Origin of the sequence: Gordonia sputi NBRC 100414, assembly GCF_000248055.1 — a bacterium.
In the GTDB taxonomy this organism is placed as follows: Bacteria; Actinomycetota; Actinomycetes; order Mycobacteriales; family Mycobacteriaceae; genus Gordonia; species Gordonia sputi.
In genome coordinates this window covers 94094-118907 of record NZ_BAFC01000059.1, presented here as the reverse complement: position 1 = coordinate 118907, position 24814 = coordinate 94094, and the positions used below count along the sequence as shown (strand labels likewise).

23 protein-coding genes and 1 pseudogene are annotated in these 24814 nt (G+C 66.9%); 9 read left to right on the top strand and 15 right to left on the bottom strand.

The window, feature by feature from the left end; translation table 11 throughout:
* Positions 1–7: 7 nt before the first annotated feature.
* Positions 8–1992: pseudogene (locus GOSPT_RS10280) on the bottom strand (solute carrier family 23 protein).
* A gap of 175 nt (positions 1993–2167) precedes the next feature.
* Here GOSPT_RS10280 and GOSPT_RS10275 point away from each other — a divergent pair.
* Positions 2168–2764, top strand: coding sequence for a nucleotidyltransferase family protein (locus GOSPT_RS10275; protein WP_005205822.1), 597 nt, complete (start codon positions 2168–2170; stop codon positions 2762–2764).
* Between the two features lie 19 nt (positions 2765–2783).
* Here GOSPT_RS10275 and GOSPT_RS10270 read toward each other — a convergent pair whose 3' ends face one another.
* From GOSPT_RS10270 to GOSPT_RS10230, 9 genes are all read right to left on the bottom strand, one after another.
* Positions 2784–3653 (bottom strand): 3-hydroxyacyl-CoA dehydrogenase, encoded by an 870-nt coding sequence (locus GOSPT_RS10270; RefSeq protein ID WP_005205821.1) that lies wholly within the window; start codon positions 3651–3653, stop codon positions 2784–2786.
* A 79-nt stretch (positions 3654–3732) separates the two neighbouring features.
* Positions 3733–4083, bottom strand: a complete 351-nt coding sequence (locus GOSPT_RS10265; protein ID WP_005205820.1) for a GNAT family N-acetyltransferase — start codon at positions 4081–4083, stop codon at positions 3733–3735.
* 67 nt (positions 4084–4150) lie between these two features.
* Entirely contained in the window at positions 4151–5980 is a 1830-nt protein-coding gene (locus tag GOSPT_RS10260) for an acetyl/propionyl/methylcrotonyl-CoA carboxylase subunit alpha (protein ID WP_005205819.1), read from the bottom strand.
* Positions 5981–6241: 261 nt separating this feature from the next.
* The gene (locus GOSPT_RS10255) at positions 6242–7732 is read right to left on the bottom strand and encodes a condensation domain-containing protein (protein ID WP_005205818.1); all 1491 of its coding nucleotides are present in this window, start codon (positions 7730–7732) and stop codon (positions 6242–6244) included.
* On the bottom strand, positions 7729–8160 hold the full coding sequence (locus GOSPT_RS10250; RefSeq protein WP_005205817.1) for a SufE family protein: 432 nt from the start codon (positions 8158–8160) through the stop codon (positions 7729–7731). The genes GOSPT_RS10255 and GOSPT_RS10250 overlap by 4 nt, the downstream gene beginning before the upstream one ends.
* An 8-nt stretch (positions 8161–8168) precedes the next feature.
* Positions 8169–9059 (bottom strand): sulfurtransferase, encoded by an 891-nt coding sequence (locus tag GOSPT_RS10245; protein WP_039855552.1) that lies wholly within the window; start codon positions 9057–9059, stop codon positions 8169–8171.
* 191 nt (positions 9060–9250) lie between these two features.
* A complete protein-coding gene (locus GOSPT_RS10240) occupies positions 9251–9961 on the bottom strand; it encodes a Maf family protein (RefSeq protein ID WP_005205815.1) in 711 nt (236 codons plus the stop codon).
* Positions 9962–9974: 13 nt separating this feature from the next.
* Positions 9975–10220, bottom strand: coding sequence for an acyl-CoA carboxylase subunit epsilon (locus GOSPT_RS10235; protein ID WP_005205814.1), 246 nt, complete (start codon positions 10218–10220; stop codon positions 9975–9977).
* Positions 10217–11845, bottom strand: a complete 1629-nt coding sequence (locus tag GOSPT_RS10230; protein ID WP_005205813.1) for an acyl-CoA carboxylase subunit beta — start codon at positions 11843–11845, stop codon at positions 10217–10219. Before GOSPT_RS10230 ends, GOSPT_RS10235 begins: the two co-directional genes overlap by 4 nt.
* 143 nt (positions 11846–11988) lie before the next feature.
* On the opposite strand from GOSPT_RS10230, the gene GOSPT_RS10225 reads away from it, so the two are divergent.
* A complete protein-coding gene (locus tag GOSPT_RS10225) occupies positions 11989–12822 on the top strand; it encodes a biotin--[acetyl-CoA-carboxylase] ligase (protein WP_141630857.1) in 834 nt (277 codons plus the stop codon).
* 18 nt (positions 12823–12840) lie between these two features.
* Here the strand turns inward: GOSPT_RS10225 and GOSPT_RS10220 are convergent, their stop codons facing one another.
* Positions 12841–13491, bottom strand: coding sequence for a DUF6069 family protein (locus GOSPT_RS10220; RefSeq protein WP_005205811.1), 651 nt, complete (start codon positions 13489–13491; stop codon positions 12841–12843).
* A 108-nt stretch (positions 13492–13599) separates the two neighbouring features.
* Between GOSPT_RS10220 and GOSPT_RS10215 the strand changes: the two genes are divergently transcribed.
* From GOSPT_RS10215 to purE, 5 genes are all read left to right on the top strand, one after another.
* Positions 13600–14199 (top strand): PH domain-containing protein, encoded by a 600-nt coding sequence (locus GOSPT_RS10215; protein WP_005205810.1) that lies wholly within the window; start codon positions 13600–13602, stop codon positions 14197–14199.
* Positions 14196–14870, top strand: coding sequence for a response regulator transcription factor (locus GOSPT_RS10210; RefSeq protein ID WP_005205809.1), 675 nt, complete (start codon positions 14196–14198; stop codon positions 14868–14870). The genes GOSPT_RS10215 and GOSPT_RS10210 overlap by 4 nt, the downstream gene beginning before the upstream one ends.
* Positions 14871–14884: 14 nt before the next feature.
* Complete coding sequence (locus tag GOSPT_RS10205; protein WP_005205808.1) at positions 14885–16240, top strand: sensor histidine kinase; 1356 nt, start codon at positions 14885–14887, stop codon at positions 16238–16240.
* Between the two features lie 58 nt (positions 16241–16298).
* Entirely contained in the window at positions 16299–17588 is a 1290-nt protein-coding gene (locus GOSPT_RS10200; RefSeq protein ID WP_005205807.1) for a 5-(carboxyamino)imidazole ribonucleotide synthase, read from the top strand.
* Between the two features lie 269 nt (positions 17589–17857).
* The gene (gene purE, locus GOSPT_RS10195) at positions 17858–18367 is read left to right on the top strand and encodes a 5-(carboxyamino)imidazole ribonucleotide mutase (protein WP_039855548.1); all 510 of its coding nucleotides are present in this window, start codon (positions 17858–17860) and stop codon (positions 18365–18367) included.
* Between the two features lie 31 nt (positions 18368–18398).
* Here the strand turns inward: purE and GOSPT_RS10190 are convergent, their stop codons facing one another.
* From GOSPT_RS10190 to GOSPT_RS10175, 4 genes are all read right to left on the bottom strand, one after another.
* Positions 18399–19253: a dienelactone hydrolase family protein gene (locus tag GOSPT_RS10190; RefSeq protein ID WP_005205805.1), complete on the bottom strand. Its 855-nt coding sequence runs from the start codon at positions 19251–19253 to the stop codon at positions 18399–18401.
* Positions 19250–19672, bottom strand: coding sequence for a nitroreductase family deazaflavin-dependent oxidoreductase (locus GOSPT_RS10185; protein ID WP_039855529.1), 423 nt, complete (start codon positions 19670–19672; stop codon positions 19250–19252). The genes GOSPT_RS10190 and GOSPT_RS10185 overlap by 4 nt, the downstream gene beginning before the upstream one ends.
* A 75-nt stretch (positions 19673–19747) precedes the next feature.
* Positions 19748–20458, bottom strand: coding sequence for a TIGR03089 family protein (locus GOSPT_RS10180; protein ID WP_005205803.1), 711 nt, complete (start codon positions 20456–20458; stop codon positions 19748–19750).
* Positions 20459–20474: 16 nt separating this feature from the next.
* Positions 20475–22070 (bottom strand): LCP family protein, encoded by a 1596-nt coding sequence (locus tag GOSPT_RS10175; protein WP_005205802.1) that lies wholly within the window; start codon positions 22068–22070, stop codon positions 20475–20477.
* A gap of 703 nt (positions 22071–22773) precedes the next feature.
* On the opposite strand from GOSPT_RS10175, the gene rfbD reads away from it, so the two are divergent.
* Positions 22774–23763 carry a dTDP-4-dehydrorhamnose reductase gene (gene rfbD, locus GOSPT_RS10170; protein ID WP_005205801.1) on the top strand — a complete coding sequence of 330 codons (990 nt, stop codon included), beginning with the start codon at positions 22774–22776 and terminating at the stop codon, positions 23761–23763.
* A 95-nt stretch (positions 23764–23858) separates the two neighbouring features.
* Entirely contained in the window at positions 23859–24761 is a 903-nt protein-coding gene (locus GOSPT_RS10165; protein ID WP_005205800.1) for a glycosyltransferase family 2 protein, read from the top strand.
* Positions 24762–24814 lie beyond the last annotated feature (53 nt).

The window sequence follows — 24814 nt, the reverse complement described above, 5'->3', positions numbered from 1 at the left end:
GGTCAGCCTACGAGAGCTCTGGCTGCCGGCTGAATCGAGCCGACGTCAGTGGGTTGGCGTCGGCCACCAGATCGTCGAACCGGTGGTTGGCGATCTTCGCGATCTCGATGAGCGCGAACGACTTCTCCGAGGTCTCGGAGTTGTCCATCCGAGCCCAGCCGTTGCGCAGCACGCGGTCGTAACGCTCGGCCTCCTGTGCGTCGATGACGAGCGGGAACCCGAAGTGCTCCTTGTACGCCTTCGCGAGCTCGACGACGTTCTCGTGCTCGGTCTCCTCCAGATGCGACAGCCCCTTGTGATCGACGGCGGTCAACTCTCCGACCTCGTCTTCGGCTCCGAGATCGGGGAAGGCCTGAATGAGCTGGAGTTGCTCTTCATCGCTGCCGGTCAGCATGGCCTCCTGGAAGGCGCTGCGCAGATCGTGAACGTCCTCGAACGGACGCTGCTCGTAGGCGCGTTCGACCACCCAGTCGACGTTCTGCACAAGGCCGCCGAACGTCTCGTTGAACTCGACGAAGCTCATCTTGTTCACCGCGTCGAGTGTGATCGCCCCGCGGCCCGCGACCGCTGGGCCGCGTCGTCCGATGTGGAAGAACAAGAGGTTCAACAGAACTGCGGTGATCGCGCCCATGGTGATGCCCGTTGAGAACGGGATCTGCAAGATCATGTTGGGCATCGATTGGTCGACGCCGGGCAGCGCGGGTACATCGACGTGTGCGCCGCCCTTCTCGATGACGGTGGTCGGGGTCGACGACTGCGAGAACTGCACGTAGAGCGCGACTGCCAGCGAGGTCGCCGCGATGATGAGGTTGCGGTGATCGGTGAAGTCGACCGACGTGAGCGTCTGGATTCCCACGATGGCCACGGTCGCGAACATTATGAGCGCGGCGCCACCGAGGACCGGAGCCGGAATCGACTCGACGATCTTCGCGAGCTTGGGCAGGCAGCCCAGGATGATCATGATGACGCCTGCACACGCGACAACCCAGCGGCTCTTGACTCCGGTCAGGCGCACCAGGCCGACGTTCTCGGAGAACGCCGTGTAGGGGAACGAGTTGAAGATGCCGCCGAAGATTGTGGCGACGCCGTCGGCACGAACACCAGCTGCGACGTCTTCCTTCTTGATGCGTTTGCCGACGATCTCGCCCGTGGCGAAGATCGATCCGGTCGATTCCACGGCGACCACCATCAGCACGACGATCATCGACACGATGGCCACGAGATCCCACCTCGGCGCGCCGAAGGCGAACGGCGGCGTGAAGCCGAGCCATGCTGCCTCGCCGACCGAACTGAACGTGGCGTCGCCGCAGAGCCAGGCGACGAAGGTGCCGACGACCAAACCGAGGAGCACCGCGATCGTGGCCATGAAACCGCGGAAGAAGCGCTGCATCAACACGATCAGCAGAATGGTGCCGAGCGTGTAGCAGACCCACTTCCAGTTGGCGTTGTCGTGCAGATGCTCGGCCGGGTTGGTCACCGCGTCACCGGCACCGACAGGGATCAGGCACACGCCGATGATCGTGATCAGGGTGCCGGTGACCACCGGTGGTAGGAAGCGGATCAGCTTCGCGAAGAACGGGCGATGAGGAAGGTGAACACACCGGCCGCGATCACCGCGCCGTAGACGGTCTGCAGACCGACGCGACCGCCGCCGTGTTGATTGGCGATTTGGATGACCGGGGCGAGCGTGGCGAACGTGATGCCCTGGAGCAGCGGCAGACGCACGCCGATCTTCCAGATACCGACCGACTGCAGCAGCGATGCGATGCCGCAGGTGAAGAGGTCGGCCGTGATGAGCATCGTCAGTGCGTCGGAGTCGAGTTTGATCGCGCGGGCGATCAGCAGCGGCACGAGGACCGCACCCGCATAGAACGCGACGACATGCTGTGCACCGAGCGCGACGATTTTGCCGGGAGGCGGCACCTGATCGACGGGGTGTACGCGCTTGCGCTTCTTCGCCGGCGGGGACGCCGGCGTCGCCTCGGTTGTCATGATCGCCTCCAACGGATGGTGGTGTTCCGAGCACACGAATATGGCGCCGATGCGCGAACGGATGCGCGTCAGCAGATAGATAGTGGACCCGCGCGCGACTTTGCGCGCAACGGAAAGTGCACGTTTCCGCGACGTTAAAACGGAGATCTCGGACACGCGACTACGATCGGCTTCCGTGAACATCGCACGCCTCGACGACACGGGCCGTTCCGATGGTGTCGGCAGCGACCCGGTGGTTGGCGTGGTACTCGCCGCGGGCGCGGGGCGTCGTTATGGCATGCCGAAAATACTTGCAGCGCAAGGGGATTGGCTCAACACGGCGGTGTCGGCGCTGGCCGACGGCGGGTGCGACGACGTGGCCGTGACGATGGGCGCGGCGGTGGTGGAGGCCCCCGACGGTGCTGCGACGATCAACGTCGGCAACTGGGCCGACGGACTGTCGGCGAGCGTGCGTGCAGCACTCGGGTGGGCGCACGCGAGGGAAAACGTCGCCGGCGTGGTTTTACATGTTGTTGACATGCCGGACGTCGGCGCCGATGTGGTTGCGAGGGTGCTGAGGCAGGCGGGAAGTCGACGAGATGCCGTGGTACGCCCGAGGTATCGCGACGTCCCGGGACATCCGGTCTATCTCGGAGCCGACCACCTTGCGGGAGTGCTTGATTCGTTGAACGGCGATGTCGGCGCCGCGGCGTATCTGCGCGCGCACGCCGACATCGTCGAGATGGTCGAGTGTGGCGACCTGGCCTCGGGACGCGACATCGACGAGCCGTAGCGCCAGGCGGTCACCGGTCTCAGGCGGGCTGCTCCTGCTTGGGGTAGGTGTAGAACCCCTCGCCGCTGGCCATGCCGAGCTTGCCCTTGTCGATGTAATTCTGCTTGAGCCACGCGCCGAGGTGGCGGTTGCCCTGATCGCCGTTCATCAGGATGTTGTACGGCGTCATCAGTCCGACGACGTCGTAGATCTGGAACGGTCCCAGCGGCGATCCGGTGGCGATGCGCCAGGTCTTGTCCACATCCTGCGGATCGGCGTAGCCGCCTGCGGCGAGTTCGAGGGCCGCGTTGAGGAACGGGATCAGCAGCGAATTGAGAACGTAGCCCGCCTTCTCCTTGTGGATCTGGATGGGCACCATTCCGATCTCGTCGGCGAACTTCACCACCTTGTCGTAGACCGCGGGGTCGGTGTCCTTGGTGCCCATGATCTCGGCGGTGTTGAACTGCCAGACCCGGTTGGCGAAGTGCAGTGCGAGGAACTTGTCCGGGCGGCCCGTCGACGATTCGAGGTCGCTCGGGAGCAGCGACGACGAGTTGGTTGCGAAGACTGTGTCCTTCGGCGCGAGTTCGTTGAGCTTGCGGTAGGTGTCCTGCTTGAGTTCGAGGATTTCGGGTACCGCTTCGATGATCAGTTGGGACTGAGCGGCTTTCGCGAGGTCGTCGGTGAGGGTGATGCGCTTGCGCGCCGCCTCCGCTGCGCCGTCGGCGGCACCGGGCACCTCACGCTTGTAGGTCTCGACGAGTTCGTCGTATCGCTTCGACGCCGCGTCGAGAGCCTGCTGATTGATGTCGTAGGACGTGACGTCGATTCCCTTGTACGCGGTCTGGAATGCGATCTGAGATCCGAGTACGCCCGCACCGAGCACCGTGACTGTGGAAAACTCTGCCATCGTGAACCATCTCCTGTAGGTCGTTACTTCCCTACAACTCAACCTACTCGCGCGCGTACTGACGAAGAGTTGATGCTCGTCACGTCTGTTGGTCGGACACCGTGACGCCGAGTGCTCCCGTGGCGAATCGGGCAACCACCGGATACGCGGCAGCGAGCGCGTCGTCGTATCCGTCACGGGCATCTCCGACGACCCGCGCGCGATCGTCGTCGAGCACTACCGACACTGTCGCCACGAGTTCGCCCGTCGTCGGCTCACAGACCGCCCAGGTGAACGACGACTCGTCGGCCCAACCCGAATCTACTTGCCGCACATAGGCTTCGGGATCGTCGACGCCCAGGTCGCGTAGTGCCGCGGCGTCGGAGATCCGCTCGTCGTCGCGGACTCCGCGCAGGTACCAGGCGCCCGCGTTGATCTCGATCGGTTCCATCGGACCTCCTCGAAACGCAGTCGGGCCCGACCGCATGGTCGGGCCCGACTGGATGGATGGTGGGTGGCTACTTGATCTCGAGCAGCACGGTGCCCTGGGTGACGGCTGCGCCCGCCTCGATGGCGAGGCCGGTCACGACACCGTCCTTGTGCGCGGTCACCGGGTTCTCCATCTTCATCGCCTCAAGCACCACGACGAGGTCGCCTGCGGAGACCTCCTGGCCCTCCTCGACGGCGATCTTGACGACGGTGCCCTGCATGGGCGCGGCAACCGAGTCGCCGGACGCGGCAGCACCGGCACCCTTGCTGCGAGTGCGCGGCTTCGGCTTCTTGCGGACAACGCCATTGCTCGACGACCCTCCGCCGAGAGCGAGGTCGCCGGGCAGTGAGACCTCGACGCGGCGGCCACCGACCTCGACGACCACGTTCTGGCGCGGCGCCGAATCGTCCTCTTCGATGGCTGCGCCACCGGTGTAGGGCTCGATCGGGTTGTCCCAGTCGGTCTCGATCCACTTGGTGTAGACGTCGAACGTCTCGACGCCGTTCTCATCGGTGTGGCCGACGAACGCGGGGTTGGTGACGATGTGACGGTCGAAGGGGAGGACCGTTGCGAGTCCCTCGACCTCGAACTCGTCGAGGGCGCGGCGCGCACGCTCGAGTGCCTGCTCGCGGTTCTCGCCGGTGACGATGAGCTTGGCGAGCATCGAATCGAACTGTCCGCCGATGACGTCGCCCTGCTCGACGCCGGAGTCGACGCGCACACCGGGACCCGATGGCTCCTTGTAGACCGTGATCGGGCCGGGGGCGGGCAGGAAGTTGCGGCCGGGGTCTTCGCCGTTGATCCGGAACTCGATGGAGTGTCCGCGCGGTGCGGGGTCTTCGGAGAACTCGAGCTTCTCGCCGTTGGCGATTCGGAACTGCTGGCGGACGAGGTCGATGCCCGACGTCTCCTCGGTGACCGGGTGCTCGACCTGCAGGCGGGTGTTGACCTCGAGGAACGAGACCAGGCCGTCGTTGCCGACGAGGAATTCGACGGTGCCCGCACCGTAGTAACCGGCCTCGCGGCAGATGGCCTTCGCCGACGAGTGGATGCGGTTGCGCTGTTCGTCGGTGAGGAACGGTGCGGGTGCCTCCTCGACGAGCTTCTGGAAACGACGCTGCAGCGAGCAGTCGCGGGTACCGGCGACGATCACGTTGCCGTGCTGATCGGCGATGACCTGCGCCTCGACGTGGCGCGCTTTGTCGAGGTAGCGCTCGACGAAGCATTCGCCGCGACCGAACGCGGAGATGGCCTCACGGGTGGCCGACTCGAACAGCTCGGGGATCTCCGCAATGGTGTAGGCCACCTTCATGCCGCGGCCACCGCCGCCGAACGCCGCCTTGATCGCGACCGGCACGCCGTACTCCTCGGCGAATGCGACGACCTCGTCGGCGTTCTTGACCGGGTCCTTGGTGCCCGGAGCCATCGGGGCGTCGGCCTTCAGTGCGATGTGGCGCGCGGTGACCTTGTCGCCGAGGTCGCGGATCGACTGCGGTGACGGTCCGATCCAGATGAGACCGGCGTCGAGCACTGCCTGGGCGAAATCGGCGTTCTCGGACAGGAACCCGTAGCCGGGGTGGATGGCGTTGGCGCCCGACTTCGCGGCGGCGTCGAGGATCTTGTCGAAGACCAGGTACGACTCTGCGGAGGTCTGACCGCCGAGGGCGAAGGCCTCGTCGGCGAGCTTCACGAACTTGGCGTTCGCGTCGGGTTCCGCGTAGACCGCGACGCTGGGGATTCCGGCGTCGCGCGCGGCGCGGATGACGCGGACCGCGATCTCTCCTCGATTGGCGATCAGGACCTTGTTGATCGTCGAGTTGGAGCTGATCGTGGAGTTGGGCGCTTGTTCACTGGGCACTTGCTTGATCTCCTGGGCCTGGCTCTGTGCTGAGCTGTCTTCACGGGGTGCTGCCGCCGGTGTGCGACGTCCCCCTCGTCTCACCACTCGTTGTTGATCGTGCGGCTTCGTCGTACCGGTGTCACGCCTGGGCGGTGTTGTCACGTGGACTGTGCTCTCACCTGGAGGGTGTCATCTGGGCGACGTCAACCACTCGAGTCTATCGGGTGGGTTCCGCGGTTCACCCTAGCCCACCGAGCAATCGTTCGGTTGCGGTCGGGGTCACACCGTGGAACCGAATGTGCTTGCGTCACCGACGGACCGGACGAACTCGGCGAAATCATGCAGGTAGGCGTGCACCGGACCCTCCTCGCGCGCGATCTCACCCGGAGCGGTACGTGCTTCGGGGTCGGCGATCAGCGTGGGGCCGACGACCTCGCCGACATGGCTTTCTTGGGGGAATCGTGCCGAGAAGCGCATACCCGACGGTGTGCGGTTGATCCAGATGAAGACCTCGTTGCGGGCGTAACTGTGGCTTCTGATCACGGTGGCGCGGCCACTGTCGGCCTCGGCGGCGCCGGGAGCGTAGCGCGTGTCGATGAACGAGATGACGAACTGCGGTTCACCCCGATAGCCGATGAGATCCGCAACACGCAGGAATGGCAGTGATGCGCCCTGACGTGCGCGTTTGAGCTCGTCGGTTGCGCGGGCCACCGCTTGGTCGAAGGTGGGCGAATCCGACATGTCCAGGCAGAACGGGGCGACGGCGACGAACCAACCAAGCGCGGTGAGCCACCGCTGCTCGTTTCGTGTGTGCCGCGGCAGGACGCAGCGGAACTCCCGATCACCGGTGCGGCGATGATGGACGATCGCGAACGCGGCGAGTATCCCCGCGGTCAGAGTGCCGCCGGCCTCCGAGCACACCGCCGTGAAGCGGTTCGCCGAGTCGTCGTCGACGATCACACCCGACAGCGACTCCTGCGGGACGTCGACAGCGGGATCGGGCGGCTCGTCGACGGCGGTGTTCGCCGCCGGTGTCTGGAACGCAGGCATGTCGCCTGCGCCTGTCTTCAGAAACGACGTCCAGGTGGACACGCTGGGATGGTCGGCTCCGGTTTGGTCGGCGAGTCGACGCTCCTGTGCGCTGAAGTCGACGTAGCTACCGACCTCGGGCAGTGCGGGGTCGGTGCGGTCGCGTGCGGCTCGATAGAGCGTGATCAGTTCGTGCTGGGCCATGATCAGCGAGTAGCCGTCGACCAACGAGTGGTCGGCGGCGAACAGCAGCGTGAACGACGATTCGCGGCCGACGGTGGCGAACATGTAGGCGGGCCATTGCATCGGGGCGGTCGCGCGGTCGAAGGCGCCCGCGATCTGTTCGAGGAGCGGACCGGACTCGGAGTACCACCCGATTCGGCCCATCTTGAGTCGGACGGTGCCCGGCGGCGTGCTCAACCGGTGCAGGCCGTCGGCCTTGATGATGACGTGGCTGCGCAGTACCTCGTGGCGATCAATCCACTGCGACAGCGCGGCACGGATAGCGGGAATCGAGAGCGGTTCGTCGAAGTGGATCGACAGTCCGAGCCATGACTCGCGACCGCCCTCCTTGCGGGTGCGCACGCGGTAGTCGAACGCGTCGCGCAGATGCTGCTCGTGGTTGTGCGACGTCAGCCGTGTGTCGTCGAGCCAGCCTCCGAGTCCGCCGGGAACAGAAGGAACCCACTCGACGAGACCGCCCGGTTCGATCGGCTCCTCGAGGATCTGGATGAACTTCACTGATGACCGGTCTGACTGCGTACCTGGCTCTTCACCCTGCCGAGCATCCCGGCCATACCGCGAAGACGCAGTGGACTGACCGCGGCGTCGAGTCCGAGGTCGTGGTAGAAATCGCCGGGCACCGCGAGGATCGCGTCGGCGGATTCGCCGTCGAGGCCCTGGGCGAGGATGGACGCGAAACCGCGGGTCGTCGGGGCCTCCGGCGGGGCGCTGAAATAGAGCCTCACGGCGTCGGCGTCGGCGGCGTCGACCGATAAGAACACCGGCGATTGGCACTCCGGTACCGGTTCCATCGCCTCGGTCGCGAGGTCGTCGGGGAGTGCGGGGAGTTCGCCCGCGAACTCGAGGAGGAGTGTCACCTTGTCCGAATCGCCAAGTGCGGCAAAGTCGTCGACGATCTCGGCAAGGGATGCGGGGAGTGTGCCCATCGGTATTCCTACGCGGGTGCGTCGCCGGGTTCTTCGCCGACCGCGATGGGGACGCGCACGGCGTTACCCCACTCGGTCCACGACCCGTCGTAATTGCGCACGTGTGTGAATCCGAGGAGATGGGTCAGCACGAACCAGGTGTGGCTCGACCGCTCGCCGATGCGGCAGTACGCGATGGTCGGGGTTGCGGGGTCGAGGTCGCCGTAGATCTCGTCGAGTTCGGCACGTGAACGGAATCGGCTGTCGGCGCGTGCGGCCTTGGCCCACGGGATAGAGATCGCCGTCGGGATGTGACCACCGCGCAGCGCACCCTCTTCGGGGTAGTCGGGCATGTGGGTGCGTTCGCCGGTGTACTCCTGCGGCGAGCGCACGTCGACCAGCGGCTCGGTGCCGAGCGAGTCGCGTACATCTGCCTCGAAGGCGCGGATCAGCGAGTCGTCGCGCTCGACGACGGGGTAGTCCGACCGCGGGTACTCGGGGACGTCGAAGGAGGTGTCGCGATCCTCCGACATCCATGCGTCGCGACCGCCGTCGAGTAGGCGAACGTCCTCGTGACCGAACAACGTGAAGACCCACAGTGCGTACGCGGCCCACCAGTTGCTCTTGTCGCCGTAGATGACGATGGTGTCGTCGCGTTCGATTCCCTTGCTGCGCATCAACTCTGCGAACTGCTCGCCGTCGATGTAGTCGCGCACCACCTGATCGTTGAGGTGAAGGTGCCAGTCGACCTTCTGTGCGGTCGGGATGTGACCGATGTCGTAGAGCAGGACGTCTTCGTCGGACTCGATGATCTTGAGACCCTTGGCCCCCAGATGCGCGGACAGCCACTGCGTGGTGACCAGACGCTCAGGGTGCGCGTAACCGGCGAAGGCCGGGTTCGGATCGGTTTCCACAGTCACGGTGAGATTCTCCAGCTCGGATCGGGCCACGGCGCGGGCGGCGCAGGACGGCGAAATTCAGCCTAGTCGACAACACTCCGTCCGCACGGTTGGGCGGGCGCGGTTCACCAGTCGTTTTGTGACGACCTAGACACGTTTGGGGCACTCGTGTCGGGGACGACTCGTGCCCGGATATCAGTCCGGCGCGGGTGCTAGGAAGACGCGTTGGGAGACCACAGGGCCGCGACCGGGATGTCCAGTCGGCGCAGAAGGTGACGGACGGTGGGCAGTCCTATGCCGATCACCGACGACGGGTCGCCCTCGATACCCGCGATGAACCACCCGCCACGGCCGTCGAGCGTGAACGCGCCCGCGACCTCGAGCGGTTCGCCCGTCGACACATACGCCTCGATCTCGTCGTCGTCGACGTCGGCGAACCGGACCACCGTCGACGCGGACTCCGCCGAACGTCCGACCACATCGAGTCCGCTGATGTGCGCCACGCAGTGGCCCGTCACGAGCTGGGCCTCGTCGCCGCGCACTCGCTTCCACTGCTCGATCGCCACCTGCGCAGAGTGTGGTTTACCCGTCAGCGTGCCTCGATACAGGAGCATCGAGTCGCACGTGAGCACCACGAGGTCGGGGAGGGTCTGCGCGTCGTCGGTGGCGGCGTGGTCGATGCGTTCGGCCAACAGGGTCGCGATCACCGAGTCGGCCTTCGCTTCGGCCAGTCGCGTCACGGCGTCGCCCGGATTCTCGGCAGCCATGGTTTCGAGGAGGTGGTCCTCGTCGACGTCGGCTACGACGACTCTCGGGTCGAGACCCGCATGACGCAGCACCGTCAGGCGCGCGGGCGACGCCGAGCCGAGGATCACCTCGTAGCGTCGACCGGCTCGGGTCGCGTCGGACTCCTCGCTGGACACGTCGGCGTTCCCGTCAGAAGCGCAGGAACGACGACGCCGAACCACACACAGGACGGAGGCGGTCGATCGGACGGCCCCAGTCGTTGCGCGGCTCCGCGCTGTGCGGTTCCGGAGCGCCACCGCCACCGGTGGCGAGCAGTGCCACCAGAACTGCGACGTCCTCGTCGGTCGGATTGCCCTTCACGACACGCAACACGGAGCGGGCCGATTGCTGCCCGGCTTCGGCGTCGGCAGGCGTGTTGTCGTCAGGTGAGCTCACAGCGGAATGTTCCCATGCTTCTTGGGTGGTACGTTGACGACCTTGCGCTCGAGGAGCTTGAGTGCGGTCGCGATCTGGCCGCGTGTGTGGCTCGGCGGGATGACCGCATCGACGTAGCCACGCTCGGCGGCGACGTAGGGGTTGACCAGCGTGTCCTCGTACTCCTCCTGCAGTTGGAGGCGCAGCGCGTCGACGTCCTCGCCGTTGGCCGCGGCCTCCTTGAGGCGCGCACGATAAACGAATCCGACGGCTCCCGATGCGCCCATCACGGCGATCTGAGCGGTCGGCCACGCAAGGTTGACGTCGGCACCCATGTGCTTGGAACCCATGACGTCATACGCACCGCCGTACGCCTTGCGGGTGATGACGGTGATCTTGCCGACGGTCGCCTCGCCGTAGGCGTAGAGCAGCTTGGCCCCACGACGGATGATGCCGTTGTATTCCTGGTCGGTGCCGGGGAGGAAGCCGGGAACGTCGACGAGGGTCACGATCGGGACGTTGAACGCGTCGCAGGTGCGCACGAAACGCGCGGCTTTCTCCGATGCGTTGATGTCGAGGCAGCCCGCGAACTGGGTCGGCTGGTTGGCGACGATGCCGACGCTGCGTCCGTCGACCCGGCCGAAGCCGACGAGGATGTTGGTCGCGTACTCGGCCTGCACCTCGAGGAACTCGTCGTCGTCGAGGATGCGCCGGATGACCTCGTGCATGTCGTACGGCTGGTTCGGTGAGTCGGGGATGAGCGTGTCGAGTTCGAGATCCTCATCGGTGAGGGTGTCCTCGATCGAACCGGCGGCGGGTTCGTCGACGGGCAGCCGCGGCGGATCTGCGCGGTTATTGCTCGGCAGGTAGGCGAGCAGGTCGCGGACGTACTCGAGTGCGTCCTCCTCGTCGGACGCCACGTAGTGGGCCACACCCGACTTGGTCATGTGGGTGTTGGCGCCGCCGAGCGCCTCCATCGTCACGTCCTCACCGGTGACCGTCTTGATGACGTCGGGACCGGTGATGAACATCTGGCTCTGCTGGTCGACCATCACGACGAAGTCGGTGAGCGCGGGCGAGTAGACGTGGCCGCCGGCAGCAGGTCCCATGATCAGCGAGATCTGGGGGATCACGCCGGATGCGCGCACATTGCGATAGAAGATGTCTGCATAGAGACCGAGGGAGACCACGCCCTCCTGGATGCGGGCGCCCGCACCCTCGTTGATGCCGATCAGTGGGCGGCCGGTCTTGATCGCGAGGTCCATGACCTTGACGATCTTCTCGCCGTAGACCTCGCCGAGGCTGCCGCCGAAGACGGTGACATCCTGGCTGAAGACGCAGACCTCGCGGCCGTCGATGGTGCCGTACCCGGTCACGACACCGTCGCCGACGGGGCGACGTTCTGCGAGACCGAAGTTGGTGCTGCGATGACGGGCGAGCGCGTCGAGTTCGACGAACGACCCCTCGTCGAGAAGATGCGTGATGCGCTCGCGGGCGGTGAGTCTGCCCTTGTCGTGGATCTTCTCGATGGCGGCCTCACCGACCGGATGCAACGTCTCGTCGAGGCGCTCGCGCAGGTCGGCGAGTTTGCCTGCGGTGGTGTGGATGTCTGGAGCAGCGTCGGGCTGCTGCGGCGCAGAGGTCATAACAGCCGATGCTATCGAGCGCTCGGTAGCCCGCGTCAACCACCCCAATATGAGATCGTCCTCATCTTTCTCGTGATCGGTGCCACGTCGAGGTGTCGAAGTGTGCCACGACGACGCTGCTCGGGTGACTAATCTCGATACCTGTGAGCGACGAGCAGACACCACAGGATTCCCGACCATCTCAGGACGCCGACGCGTTGCGTGCAGCCATCGTGGAACGCTTCGGTTCGCCCGCAAGCGGTGTGGGGTCGACGATCGAGGTCGTCGAGTCGACGGGGTCGACCAACGCCGATCTCGCAGCGCGTGCGGGGGAGCCGGGGATCGTCGGAACCGTGCGCATCACTACCGACCAGACGTCGGGGCGCGGTAGGCACGCGCGGGTGTGGTCGGCTCCCGCGGGAGGGCAGGTGGCCATCTCGGTGGCGCTCGACGCGGGCGATCAGACCGAGCAGCTGGGCTGGTTGTCGTTGGCGACGGGGGTGGCCGCGGCGTCGGCCATCGAGTCGGCAACGGGCGTACGTCCCACACTCAAGTGGCCCAACGACGTGCTCGTCGACGGGAAAAAGGTGGCAGGCATCCTCGCCGAGTACATCCCGGCGCCGACGGGCGGGGTGGTGGTCGTCGGGATCGGAATCAACACCGGCATGACCGCCGACGAGCTTCCGGTGCCGACGGCCACGAGCCTGCGGGTGGAAAGCGGCCGCCCGGTCGACGTTGCCGCACTGGTCGCGGAGTACCTGCGGGCACTGGCCGACGCGCCGTGGCCCGACGACATCGCCGAGGTCGCGCGACGTTATCGGGATCGCTGCGACACGCTCGGACGTCGTGTTCGGCTCTCGCTGCCGGGCGACCGCGACGTCGAGGGTGTTGCCGACGACATCGACGAGCAGGGGCGGATCACTGTGCGCACCGATGACGGCGAGAGATTCACGGCCGCCGCGGGCGATGTGCTGCACCTGCGTCCCGCACAGGACTGAGCACGGCGCCCACAGGATTCAGCGCTGGATGCTCTTCTCGCCCATTGCGGGGATCAGCGACAGAACCGGCAGGCCGATGACGAGATGCACCACTGCCGTACCGATCCCGGTGGATATCTGCGCCGACAGCACAAGCGGGATGATCACCGCTGCGGCGATCAGTAGCCCGACGATCCAGCGGTAGAACTGGTTGGGCGACGGGGTCGTCAGGTAGAGGACGTACCAGAGGGCGCCGCCCGCGAGTGCGCACAGGAATCCGGTGATCGCGAACCAATACTCGTCCTGCGCGAGTGGGTTCCAGACGCCGAGATTGCCCGCCTCGTTGACGCGTTGGGCGATGGCCCGGATGATCCACGCCACCAGCCAGGCGGCCAGGCCGGTCACGACGCCCGTCATCACGACGCCGCCCGCGTAGAGACCCGCGTTGATGTTCGGTCGTTGACGCTGCTTGGGCTGGTTCGGGTACGAGCCCGCGGCGGCGTATCTCGGGTCGGACTGGCCGGAGCTGTAGCGAGGGTCGCCGGGCTGCTGATTGCCGTATTGCTGCTGGTACCGATCGGTCGGCTGGCTGTAGGCACGCGACTGCGGCGAGTAGCCGGTCTCGTAGCGCGCCGTTCCCTGATCCCTGGGGTCCTGATCTCGGGGGTCGCGGGGGTCGCGGTAGCTCATGGTTCTCCTGACCTGTTGCGCGTCGTGTGCACGCAGTCTACCGAGCGGGCGGCAGGAGCCGGGCCGGGTTGACCGACCGCCCGTTCATCTGCGGATATGCTGAGATTCATGTCGTTTCCCAGGGACAACCTCGCGAGTGGTGAGCGCGTCGTCGTGCATCACCACCCGCACTGGAAGTGTCTGATCGGCCCGTTCTCGATCTTCATCGTGTGCACAGGACTCGCAGGACTCGCGGCGGGGGCGATCGGGGCGTCGACGATGAACACGACGCTCGCGCTGATTCTCAACATCGTTGTCGCGGCGTGCTGGGTCGCTGCCGCGGTCTGGTTCTTCGTCCGTCCGCTCATCGCATGGAAATCGACTCACTTCGTACTCACCGACCGTCGCGTGATCTTCCGCAGGGGAGTGCTCACCCGCTCGGGTATCGACATTCCCATCCGACGGATCAACACCGTCGAATTTCGACACGGACTCCTCGACCGCATGCTGCGCACCGGCACCCTGGTCATCGAGTCGGCGTCCGATGAACCGCTCCTGTTCGACGACGTGCCGCAGGTCGAACGGGTGCATTCGCTGCTGTATCACGAGGTGCTCGACGAACACGAGGATGACTTCGGCGACCGCTTTGACCTGGCCGACAGACACGAGGGTCGCCGACACGACGGCGACTCCGCGTACTCTCGCCGCGTGGAGGTCGACAGGCGATGACGGACGTATTGCTGGCAGAAGACGACGCGGCGATCGCCGAACCGCTGGCGCGTGCGCTCGCCCGCGAGGGCTACGGATGCGACGTCGTCGGGACGGGATCGGCTGCGCTCGAGCAGGCCCGCGATCAACGCTATGAGTTGCTCATCCTCGACCTCGGGCTTCCGGAGATCGACGGACTCGAGGTGTGTCGGCGCGTGCGCGTCGAACGTCCCGAGCTCGCGGTGTTGATGCTGACCGCGCGCACCGACGAGGTCGATTTCGTCGTCGGACTCGACGCGGGCGCCGACGACTACGTGGGCAAGCCCTTCCGGTTGGCCGAACTGCTCGCGCGGGTGCGCGCGCTGCTGCGGCGACGGCAGACCGTCGACGTCGTGCTCACCGGCGGCGACGTCCAACTCGACGCGCGCGGGCGGCGGGTGCTCGTCAACGGAGAAGACCTGGTGCTCGCGAACCGCGAGTTCGATCTGCTGCGCTTCCTCATGGAGCGTGCCGGTGAGGTGGTGTCGCGCGACGAGATCCTGACCGAGGTGTGGGGTTCTGCGGACCTGCGTTCGTCGAAGACCCTCGACATGCACATCTCCTGGTTGCGTCGCAAGATCGGCGACGACCGTCACGACCGACCGCGCCACATCGTGACGGTGCGCGGCGTCGGCTTTCGGTTCGACGCCTAGGGAGAGACCTTCCAGTGCGCCGTCGAATCCTCTACACGATGATCGCCATGCTCATGGCGGTCGGCGCGCTGCTGGGAATCCCGCTCAGCGTCATCGCATGGTGGTGGGTGGCCGACAGCGCGCACCAGTTGATGGATTCGCGTCTGAAGACGATCTCCGATCAGATCATCCGCCAGGCGGAGATGGGCGAACACCTCAACAACGCGGCCATCGACTCGGAGTCGATTCGGCTCATGCTTCCCGAGGACGGCAGGCTCACCCTGCGCTATCAGGACGCCAACGGTAGGCGGGCCATCACGTCGATCGGCGCCGACATCACCGGCGCGACGATGTCGGATTCGATCGGCCTCGGCGCTGCGGGCACGTTGATTCTCGAGATCCCGATGGACAGCGTCCGCAGCGACCAACTCGCCGCTGTCGGCATCGTCTGCCTCGTGGTCGCGGGATCGATGGCCGCCGGCACCGTCGCGGCTGCGGTGACGGCCGGGCGCATCGCCGACCCTCTCATCGACCTCGCCGACCGTTCGGAGGCCATGGCTCGCGGCGACTTCCGGTCGCGGTGGAAGACCTACGGTATCGACGAGCTCGACCGCGTCTCGCGCGCGCTGGGCGACGCGAACGCCGAGATCGCACTGCGGCTCGAACGCGAGGGCGAGATCGTCGGCGATGTCTCGCATCAGATTCGATCGCGCCTCACCGCGATCCAACTGCGACTCGACGAACTCTCGCTGCACGACGATCCGGCCGTCGTGAGCGAGGCCGAAGCCGCGCTCGGGCAGGTTGAGCGTCTCGCCGCGGAACTCGACGAACTCGTTGCGGCCTCACGCGACGAACCGGTACAACCCCACAGCATCGACGTGTCGTCGCTGATCATGACCCTTGTCGGTGACTTCGATCAGGCCTTCACCGCCGAGGGCCGCACGTTGGCCGCATCATTCTCCGGCGACGCGATTGCGCGCAGCGCCGGTCCCGGTCGGCTGCGGGAAGCGGTCAGCGTGCTCGTCGACAACGCGCTACAGCACGGCAGCGGGGAGTGTCGAATCTCCGTCAGCGACCTCAAAGGCGACATGTTGCGCATCACCGTGTCCGACGAGGGCCCCGGCGTCGCCGACGACGTGGCGACCGACATCTTCCGCCGAGGGTTCTCCGGCGGCGCGGGCAACGGTGTCGGACTCTCACTCGCCCGAGCACTCGTCGAGGCCGACGGCGGACGACTCGAACTCACGTCGCGACGGCCGCCGGTGTTCGCGATCGTGGTGCCCGCGGCCGACCACGAGAACGCCCGACCCCAGGGCGCCGGTGCATCGTCGACGTCGCGCGATGTCGGCGCACGGGTGGGGCTGCGGCGCGACCGGGTACCTCATCGGTGACGTGGGTGGATGCCCATTGCATGGTCGGTGAAGCGGCAGTCACGCCGGCCATGCCACGATGTATCGCGTGACTGCCCGAGATCCAGATACCGGCGCAAACGCCGCGGCACCGCCCGATGCGGCCGCCCGAGCGATTCCCGAACGCGACATCTTGCCGACCGTGACGATGATCGGTGGTGGTCAGCTCGCCCGGATGACTCACCAGGCCTCGATCGCGCTCGGCGAGTGTCTGCGCGTGCTCGCCGCGAGTGCGACAGATCCCGCCGCCCAGGTCAGTGCGGACGTCGTGCTCGGCTCGCACGACGATCTCGACGATCTCCGACGCGCCGCCACTGGTGCGGTGGCGCTGACCTTCGACCACGAGGGGGTGCCCCTCGAGCATCTTCGGGTGCTGGAGTCCGAGGGCGTCGCGGTGCGGCCACCGTCGGCCGCGCTGGTGTTCGCGCAGGACAAGCGGGCGATGCGGGTGAAGCTGAGCGAATTGGGGCTACCTGTACCCGATTTCGCCGACCTCGCAGGTGACCTCGGACTGGCTCGCGGCCGACTCGTCGAATTCGGTGAACGGCACGGCTGGAACATCGTGTTGAAGGCCGTACGCGGCGGATACGACGGACGTGGCGTGTGGATCGTCGACAACGGGCCGGACGCGCTCGCGGTGTTCGACGAGCAGTTCGCTGCCGGCGTCGACCTGATCGCCGAGGAAAAGGTGCAGATGCGCCGCGAACTGTCGGCGATGATCGCGCGCTCGCCGTTCGGGCAGGGTGGCGCATGGCCTGTGGTCGAGACCGTGCAGCGTCGGGGACAGTGCGCGGTGGTCATCGCTCCCGCACCGGATCTGAGTGCCGAGACCGCCGAACGTGCACAGGAGATGTCGCTGCGGCTGGCATCGGAACTCGGCGTCGTCGGTGTGATGGCGATGGAACTCTTCGAGACCACCGACGGCGAGCTGCTGGTCAACGAGCTCGCGATGCGTCCACACAACAGTGGCCACTGGACGATGGACGGGGCTGTGACGTCGCAGTTCGAACAGCACCTCCGGGCCGTTCTCGACTACCCGCTCGGCGACACCTCGCCGCGCGCCGAGGTGACCGTGATGGCCAACATCCTCGGCGCACCACAGGCGCCGGAGATGTCGATGGATGAGCGCACCCACCATCTGATGGCACGCATGCCCGACGCGCGAATTCACCTGTACGGAAAGGGAGAACGCGCCGATCGGAAGATCGGCCATGTCAACATCGTGGGGAAGCCGGGCGAGGATGGCGCTGCGGTTCGCGAGCGTGCCGAGCGCGCGGCGCACTGGATGTCACACGCCGAGTGGACGGACGGTTGGGACCCGCATTCATGAACGACGAATCCGTGAACGACGAGACCGTGAACGACGAAACGACAGGCGACCTGGTGGACCACGAGACAGACACGACCGAGGCTGGGGCAACGGAGACCGCGGCAGCGGAGGCTGGGACAACGGAGACTGGGACGACCCAGGCAGGCGCTACATCTGCGCCGGACGTGGCCGGCGAGTCCGGCGCCGCTCCCGAGTCCGACACCGCCACGGAGGCGGGCGCCGCTTTTGAAACCGGCACCGCTTTTGAAGCCGAGCCGGCGTCGCCGCCGATCCGCAGCCGGGCCCGCGTCGGACTGATCATGGGCAGCGACTCGGACTGGCCGACGATGGAGGCCGCGGCCGAAGCGCTCGCGGAGTTCGACGTCCCGTTCGAGGTCGGTGTCGTGTCGGCGCATCGCACCCCGCAGCGCATGCTCGACTACGCGAAGTCGGCTGCGGGCGAGGGCATCGAGGTCATCATTGCGGGCGCGGGAGGCGCGGCACATCTCCCGGGAATGGTCGCCGCTGCCACCCCGCTGCCCGTCATCGGTGTGCCGGTACCGCTGCGCTACCTCGACGGCATGGACTCGCTGCTGTCCATCGTGCAGATGCCCGCTGGCGTCCCGGTGGCGACCGTGTCGGTGGGCGGCGCGCGCAACGCGGGGCTGCTCGCGGTACGCATCCTCGGTTCATCCGACCCCGTGCTGCGGGCACGCATGGAGGCCTTCCAGCGTGGACTCGAACAACTTGTGCTCGACAAGGACGCCGCCCTGCGTCAGCGGCTGCTCGGCGGCGACTGAGAAGCTGGGCTGACCAGCTACTGATCAGCGGCTACTGATCGTCCGCGACCGGCTTGGTGATCCCGAGCCGCTCGGCGAAGAAGTCGAGTACCGCGACCAGGGCGTCGTGCGTCGGTTCGCCCGGAACGTCGACGAGGTCGTTGGTGAGCGCGGAATGCGGTGTCGGCAACGGTGATTCCGGATTGGCCGCCGAATCGGGCAGTTCGATCGCGAGGAATGCGTCGCCGAGGACTTCGCGTAGGAACCGAAAGCGCGACGGTGGCGACATCCGATCGCCCTCGAATCGCACGCCCATGACGTCGAGTCCGCGTGCGCACCGTCCGACGACCGTTGCGAGGTCGTCGTCGGAGATGTCGAGTGATCGTGCACGACGGGGGCTGATCGCGAACGGCAGCGACGGTTGAGCCAGGACGGGCGCAAGGATGCGTTCGTCGGTGGCCATCGCGAGGGCGAACCCGCCGGTGAAGCACATGCCGATCGCGCCGACACCTGGCCCGCCGCAGCGCTGGTGTTCCTCGGCGGCCAATGCCCGCATCCACTCGACGGCGGGTGAGGTCCTGCCCGTCGCGAGGATCGTGAAATCCCTGCTGATGCAGGCGCGTCCCATCGTGCCGAGCATGTTCGACGCGGCCCCGACGACCCCGAGATTCGACGGTGACGGATCCTGGCCGTCCACACCGTAGATCGACGGCATGACCGCGGTTGCGCCGATACCCGCGACCCGTCTGGCGAAGTCGGCGACGGCGGGGCTGATACCGGGCATCTCGGCGATGATGATCACGGCGGGGCCCTCGCCGATGCTGTGGACGCGGCGAGGGGTGCCGTGGTGGGTTGCGATCCGCACGTGGAAGTCGGAGAGCGGGTCGTCGGCGGTGTGTCGGGTCACCGCGACGTGCCTGTCGACCACGCCTCGCGGCCGTCAGGGGCGACGAGGGTGCCCTGGAGTGCCCACTCGAACGCGCGGCCTGCGAGACCGGCTGCGAGCGGAAGGTCGGGTGAGTCGGCGGGAATGATGGTGGGCCGGATCAGTGTGTACTGCTTGCCTTTTCGAGTGATCCCGGCCGAGCCCGCGGCGAGCGTGTTACGTACCCAGTCGGTGTCGCGCCCGTAGGTCAGGATGATGTAGATCTTCTCTTCGTCGCCCGTCTCACTGACCCACGCGAGCACCGGGTTCGAGTAGTTTCGCCCGCTCTTGCGTCCGACGTGATGGACCATCGCCCACGGCGCCAGATAGGGCGCCCAGCGTCGTTGCAAAGGATTGGTGATCTTCTTGTTGGCGCGGGCCAACCAGTCGGGTAGCTGCATACGGCCCACTCTGCCGCGTGAGGCGTCCGCCGTGAACCACTCTGGAACAAGTGTTCACCTCGACGGGCGTCGTCGTCAGTCGAGAACGACGTCGGCGCGCTCGGAGGCCGCACGCGCCGCAAGGTCGGTGGCGGGGGTCGGGGAGACCCACACGAGACTGGCGCCGACGCTCAACGGCGCGATGATGTTGCCCAGAATGCCTGCACCCGTGCGCCATTCACGTGTCGAGAGTACCCGGCTGTGTGCGGAGACCCCGTCGTCGGACGCTGTGGCCGATGCGGTGGAGAGGATGTCGGCCGCAGGGGCGCCGTCGAGCGCAGGACCCGAATATCGAGGCGGCGAGTACTGATCGCCGTGCACTCGGACCGCCGACGCATAGCCGGTGACCCCCGGTGGAAGGTCGCCGACGCCGAGCGCGAACGGATCGAGCGAGGCGACGACGAGTTCGTCGGCGTCGGGGTGCTCGTCGATTCCCGCGGCGCTGGTGAACGCGACCCGCGGAGCGTCGACCTCGGTAGTGACATGCACATGCGCGCCTGCCCACCACGCGCCCAACAGGATTGCGGCGCTCTGCCAGTGTTCGGGCAGATCGACGACGACGTCGTCGCCGGGTGCGAGACCGAGTTCGACGACGAGATAGTTGGCGGTCTTCGCCGCCCAGTTGCCCAGCGTCGCACCCGACAACTCGGTGCGTTCGCCGGTGTGGTCGTCGTAATAGGTGAGCAGTGGGCGGGCCCAGTCGTCGATACGCCCGAGCAGGGAGGTGGTCAGCGTGTCGTCGGTCATCGGTTCCCACAGTCCATCAGTTCACACACACCGGTCCGTTGGTACCCGCCGTGATCGGTGGGGCGTTGTTGCCCACCCGCTCGCTTGCGGGTGTGTTGTTCGTCTGTGGTCCGGTGTCGTTGATCGATCCCGGACCGGCAAAGGTGTTGGTGAGCACCAACTTCAGGTGATGCTCGTCGAGGTCTGGTTGCGACTCGACGCGCACCGCACGCAGATCCTTCGCGAGCAACTGCGCGCCTGGGTTGTCGGCGCTGTGTGCGTAGATCACCGAGTCCTTGATGTCGGCGGGCGTGCTGCTGGTCTTGCCCGCTTGGAATCCCTTGTTGGTCAAGATGTTCGAGACATTGCTTGCCAGTCCGTCGATGGTGCCCGCGTTGTCGACGTCGACGGTGTAGTCGCCGCGTCGTGATTGTGACTTGGACGCACCGTCGTTGAGCAGATTGCTGGTGAAGGTGTGCACGGCATTGGGGTCGACCGTCACGACGCTCTGCTGTCCGTCTTCGCTCCAGCCCTGTTCGTCGAGCACGGGAATGGTCGCGAACTTGACGCGCCCGCCGCTGAGATCCTTGAGCTGCTCGGCGAATTGCACGACGTTCCAGTCGTCGTCGATCACCACGGAGCGCGACACGGCGTTCTCGAGGTCGTCCAACTTCGACGGATCGGTGAGGGTGTGCGCCGAGAGGATCTTCTGCGTCAGCGACGCCATGTAGACCTGCTGGCGGGTGATGCGGTCGAGATCACCGCGGGGGAGCTCGTGGCGTTGGCGGACGAAGCTCAATGCCTGTGGGCCATTGAGGGTTTGGCGTCCGGCCTTGAAACGCGCACCCGAAAGCGGTTCGTTCACAGCATCTTTGAGGCATACCTCGACACCACCGACCGCCTTGGTCAGCAACGCGAAGCCGAGCAATCCGACCTCGGCGTAGTGGTCGACCTTGACGCCGGTGAGGTCGGCAACCGTGTCGATGAGCGCCTTGCGGCCCGCGAGGGTGCCCTCGCGCTCGGCGTCCTCTTCCGGCTTGCCCGCTTCGACCGCTCGTTGGCGCGCACCCTCACGGGTGGTGCCGTACGCGGCGTTGATCTTCGACATCCCGATGCCGGGGACCGACACGTACGAGTCGCGTGGGATCGAGATGGCCGTGGCCGACGATCCGTCGTTGGGGATGCGAATGAGCAGGATGGTGTCGGTGTTGGTGGAGATGTCGTCGCCTGCCCGCAGCCACTTGAGTTCCTCGGACGACAGCGGGTTTCCCTTGGCGTCCGTGCGGGAATCGGTGCCGACGAGCAGGATGTCGGTTGCGCCGTCGTCGCCTCCGCCGAGACCGAGGCCCCCGAGCTGGGTGATCTTCGACGTCAGTCCGTTGACGCTGCTCCACGCGTACCCGGTGCAGACCAGCACGGCGACCGAGACCAGCGCGATCAGTCCGCGCCCCCAGGCTTTGCGTCCGAAGCCGCCGACGGCCGCGAGGGTTCCGCGGGCGGGCGTAGGTGGATCCTGGTTCGGGGTCTTCTTGTCGGGAGTCTTCTGGTCCGGTGTGGTGGGGCTCGAGTTGGGAATGGCCGAGCTCTTGGTGTGAATCTCTCCGGAGCGACGCTGCCGAGGCCGTCGCTTCACGCCTGGCTCCGCGGGTGCGCCGACCTTGTCAGCGGCCGCGGCGGACCGGCGTGAGGTCGGTGCTTGCCGAGGCGGTTGCGGCGTACGCGGGCGCTGTCCGTCGGGACCTTGTCGACGAGACGCCTCGGGATTGCCCCGACGCTCGCCGGTCCGCTGACGCTCGGAAGTTCGCTGGCCCGTGCTCCGCTGGCCCGTGCTCCGCTGGCCGGTACTCCGTCGGCGCGGATCTCCCGTGCCTTCGCGCCGCGGCGCGTCTGATGGCGCGCCGTCGGGGCGGGGTCGTTTCGGGCGGGTCGCGCGTTGCTCGTCGTGCGCGTCCTGGGCTGGGCGTCGGGGATGGGCCGCCCGGGACTCGTCGTGCGCGTCCGAGGTTGGGCGTCGAGGGCCGCTGGGCCGCCGACGCGCGCCTTCGGGTCGTGACTCCACGAGTGGTCAGGTCCTTTGCGATCGTCGAATCCGGCGTTCGGCTCCCGGCTCAGGGGATCGCGTCCCGTTCCCCGCGGGACGCATGTGAATGCCGTTATTCAAGAGGTTGACGTTACTGAAGTTGTTGTACTGACGTCAGGCTACTGAAGTGGCGCCCAATATCGCGGTTGCAACGCCGACGCGATCTCGTCGTCGGAGGTCCGCGTGACGTGACGATCGACACCCCGTGTGTCAGGTCACGTGCGCGAGGCTGGGATCAGTGCGGCACGATGAGGCCATGCACAGTGGTGACGACGTCGGTACGAAACCATCGGACAGCGGCAGCGCACCGAAAGCGCGCACGGTGTGGATCGTCGGAGCGGGCGGTCAGCTCGGCGCGGCGCTGCTCGATTCCGCGCACCGACCGCCGCACGTGCGGGCGCTGACGTCGCGCGACATCGACATCTCCGATGCCGCGTCCGTCGGGCGGGCACTCGCCGACCTCGACGTCGGGGACGTCGTGGTCAACTGCGCGGCCTACACCAACGTCGACGCCGCGGAGTCCGATCGCGAACGTGCCGCCGCGGTCAACGCCAGCGGCCCGGCAAATTTGGCGACGCAGACCGCCGGAGCCGGCGCGTGGCTGATCCACATCTCCACCGACTACGTCTTCGGTGGGGCTGCCGCGGGCAGCCCCACCGAGGGCGAGACGCGGCCCGCGCCGCGGACCACGCCATACGAAGCGATCATGATCGACGACGGTCCCGCCCCCGAAACCGTGTACGGCGCAACAAAACTCGAGGGCGAGCGTGCTGCGCGAGCCGCCGATCCGACCGCCACGATCGTGCGCACCGCCTGGGTGTACACCGGAGGCCGCGACAGCCCCGACTTCGTCGGCACGATGCGCCGTCTCGAGGCGACGCGCGGTGCGATCACCGTCGTCGACGACCAGACCGGTTCACCGACCTACGCGCGCGACCTCGCCGACGGCCTGTGGGAATTGGCGGCACGCGTCGGCGACGACGCCGTGACCGGGGCGGTGCTGCACGCCACCAACACGGGTGCCGCCACGTGGTTCGACGTCGCGCAGGCCGTCTTCGCGGACGTGGGTGCCGACCCGGCGCGGGTATCGCCCGTGACCACAGACGAGTTCCCGCGGCCCGCACCGCGGCCGGCCTATTCGGTCCTCGACGCGTCGTCCTGGGCAGGCGCGGGGCTGACTCCGCTGCGGGGATGGCGGGATGCGCTGGCCGCGGCGATCTCGGAACCCGGCGTCGGCGACGAGTGAGGTTCCGCTGATCGGCAGACCACTGTGACGAACGCGGGAGGACGCACCCGGGAGGGACGTCGGGGATCCTGCCTGCCGTTCGTTACCCTGACCGGGTGACTTCTGCCCTCGGTGTCGTGACGGTGACCTACTGGTCCGGCGGCCACGTGGAGACCTTCTTGAAGAGTCTCGACCACGCGACCTCCGCTGTACCCCGCGTCATCATCGCCGACAACGGCTCCGGCGACGGCGCGCCCGAGGCCGCCGCCCGCGACCACGACAACGTGACGTTGGTGCACACCGGCGGCAATATCGGCTACGGCGGAGGCATCAACAGGGCGGTTGCCGAACTCGGCGCCGACGTCGACTTCATCGTGATCGCAAACCCCGACGTCGAGTGGTCGCCGGGTGCGATCGACGAATTGGTCGCAGCCGCCGCACGGTGGCCGCGGGCCGGCGCGCTGGGACCCCTGATCTACGAACCGGACGGTTCGGTGTACCCGTCGGCACGCAGTGTCCCGAGCCTGGTCTCGGGAACGGGTCATGCGCTGCTCGGGACCGTGTGGAAGTCGAATCCGTGGACGGCGGCCTACCGCGCCGACGACGTCGCGCCGAGCGAACGGCCCGTCGGGTGGCTGTCGGGATCGTGCCTGCTGGTGCGCCGCGAGGCGTTCGAGGCGATCGGTGGCTTCGACGAGCGGTACTTCATGTACATGGAAGACGTCGACCTCGGTGATCGGCTCGGCAAAGCCGGATGGCTCAACCTGTACGTGCCGGGCGCCGAGGTCACTCACACCAAGGGCCACAGCGCAGGTCGCGACCCCGGCGCGATGCTGCCCGCACACCATCGCAGCGCTTACATGTTCCAGGCTGATCGCAACCAGGGACTGCTGCGCGCACCGCTGCGCCTCGCCCTGCGGCTCGGACTCGCTGTTCGCTCTCGCCTCGCAGTCCGCGCTGCGGGGCGCGCCCTGATCGATGATGATGATTCGACCCACCCGAGAGGACACGACCAGTGACCGGATTCACCGTGCCGAGCACGGCCACGTCGACTTCCGCGCCCAGTGCCGAC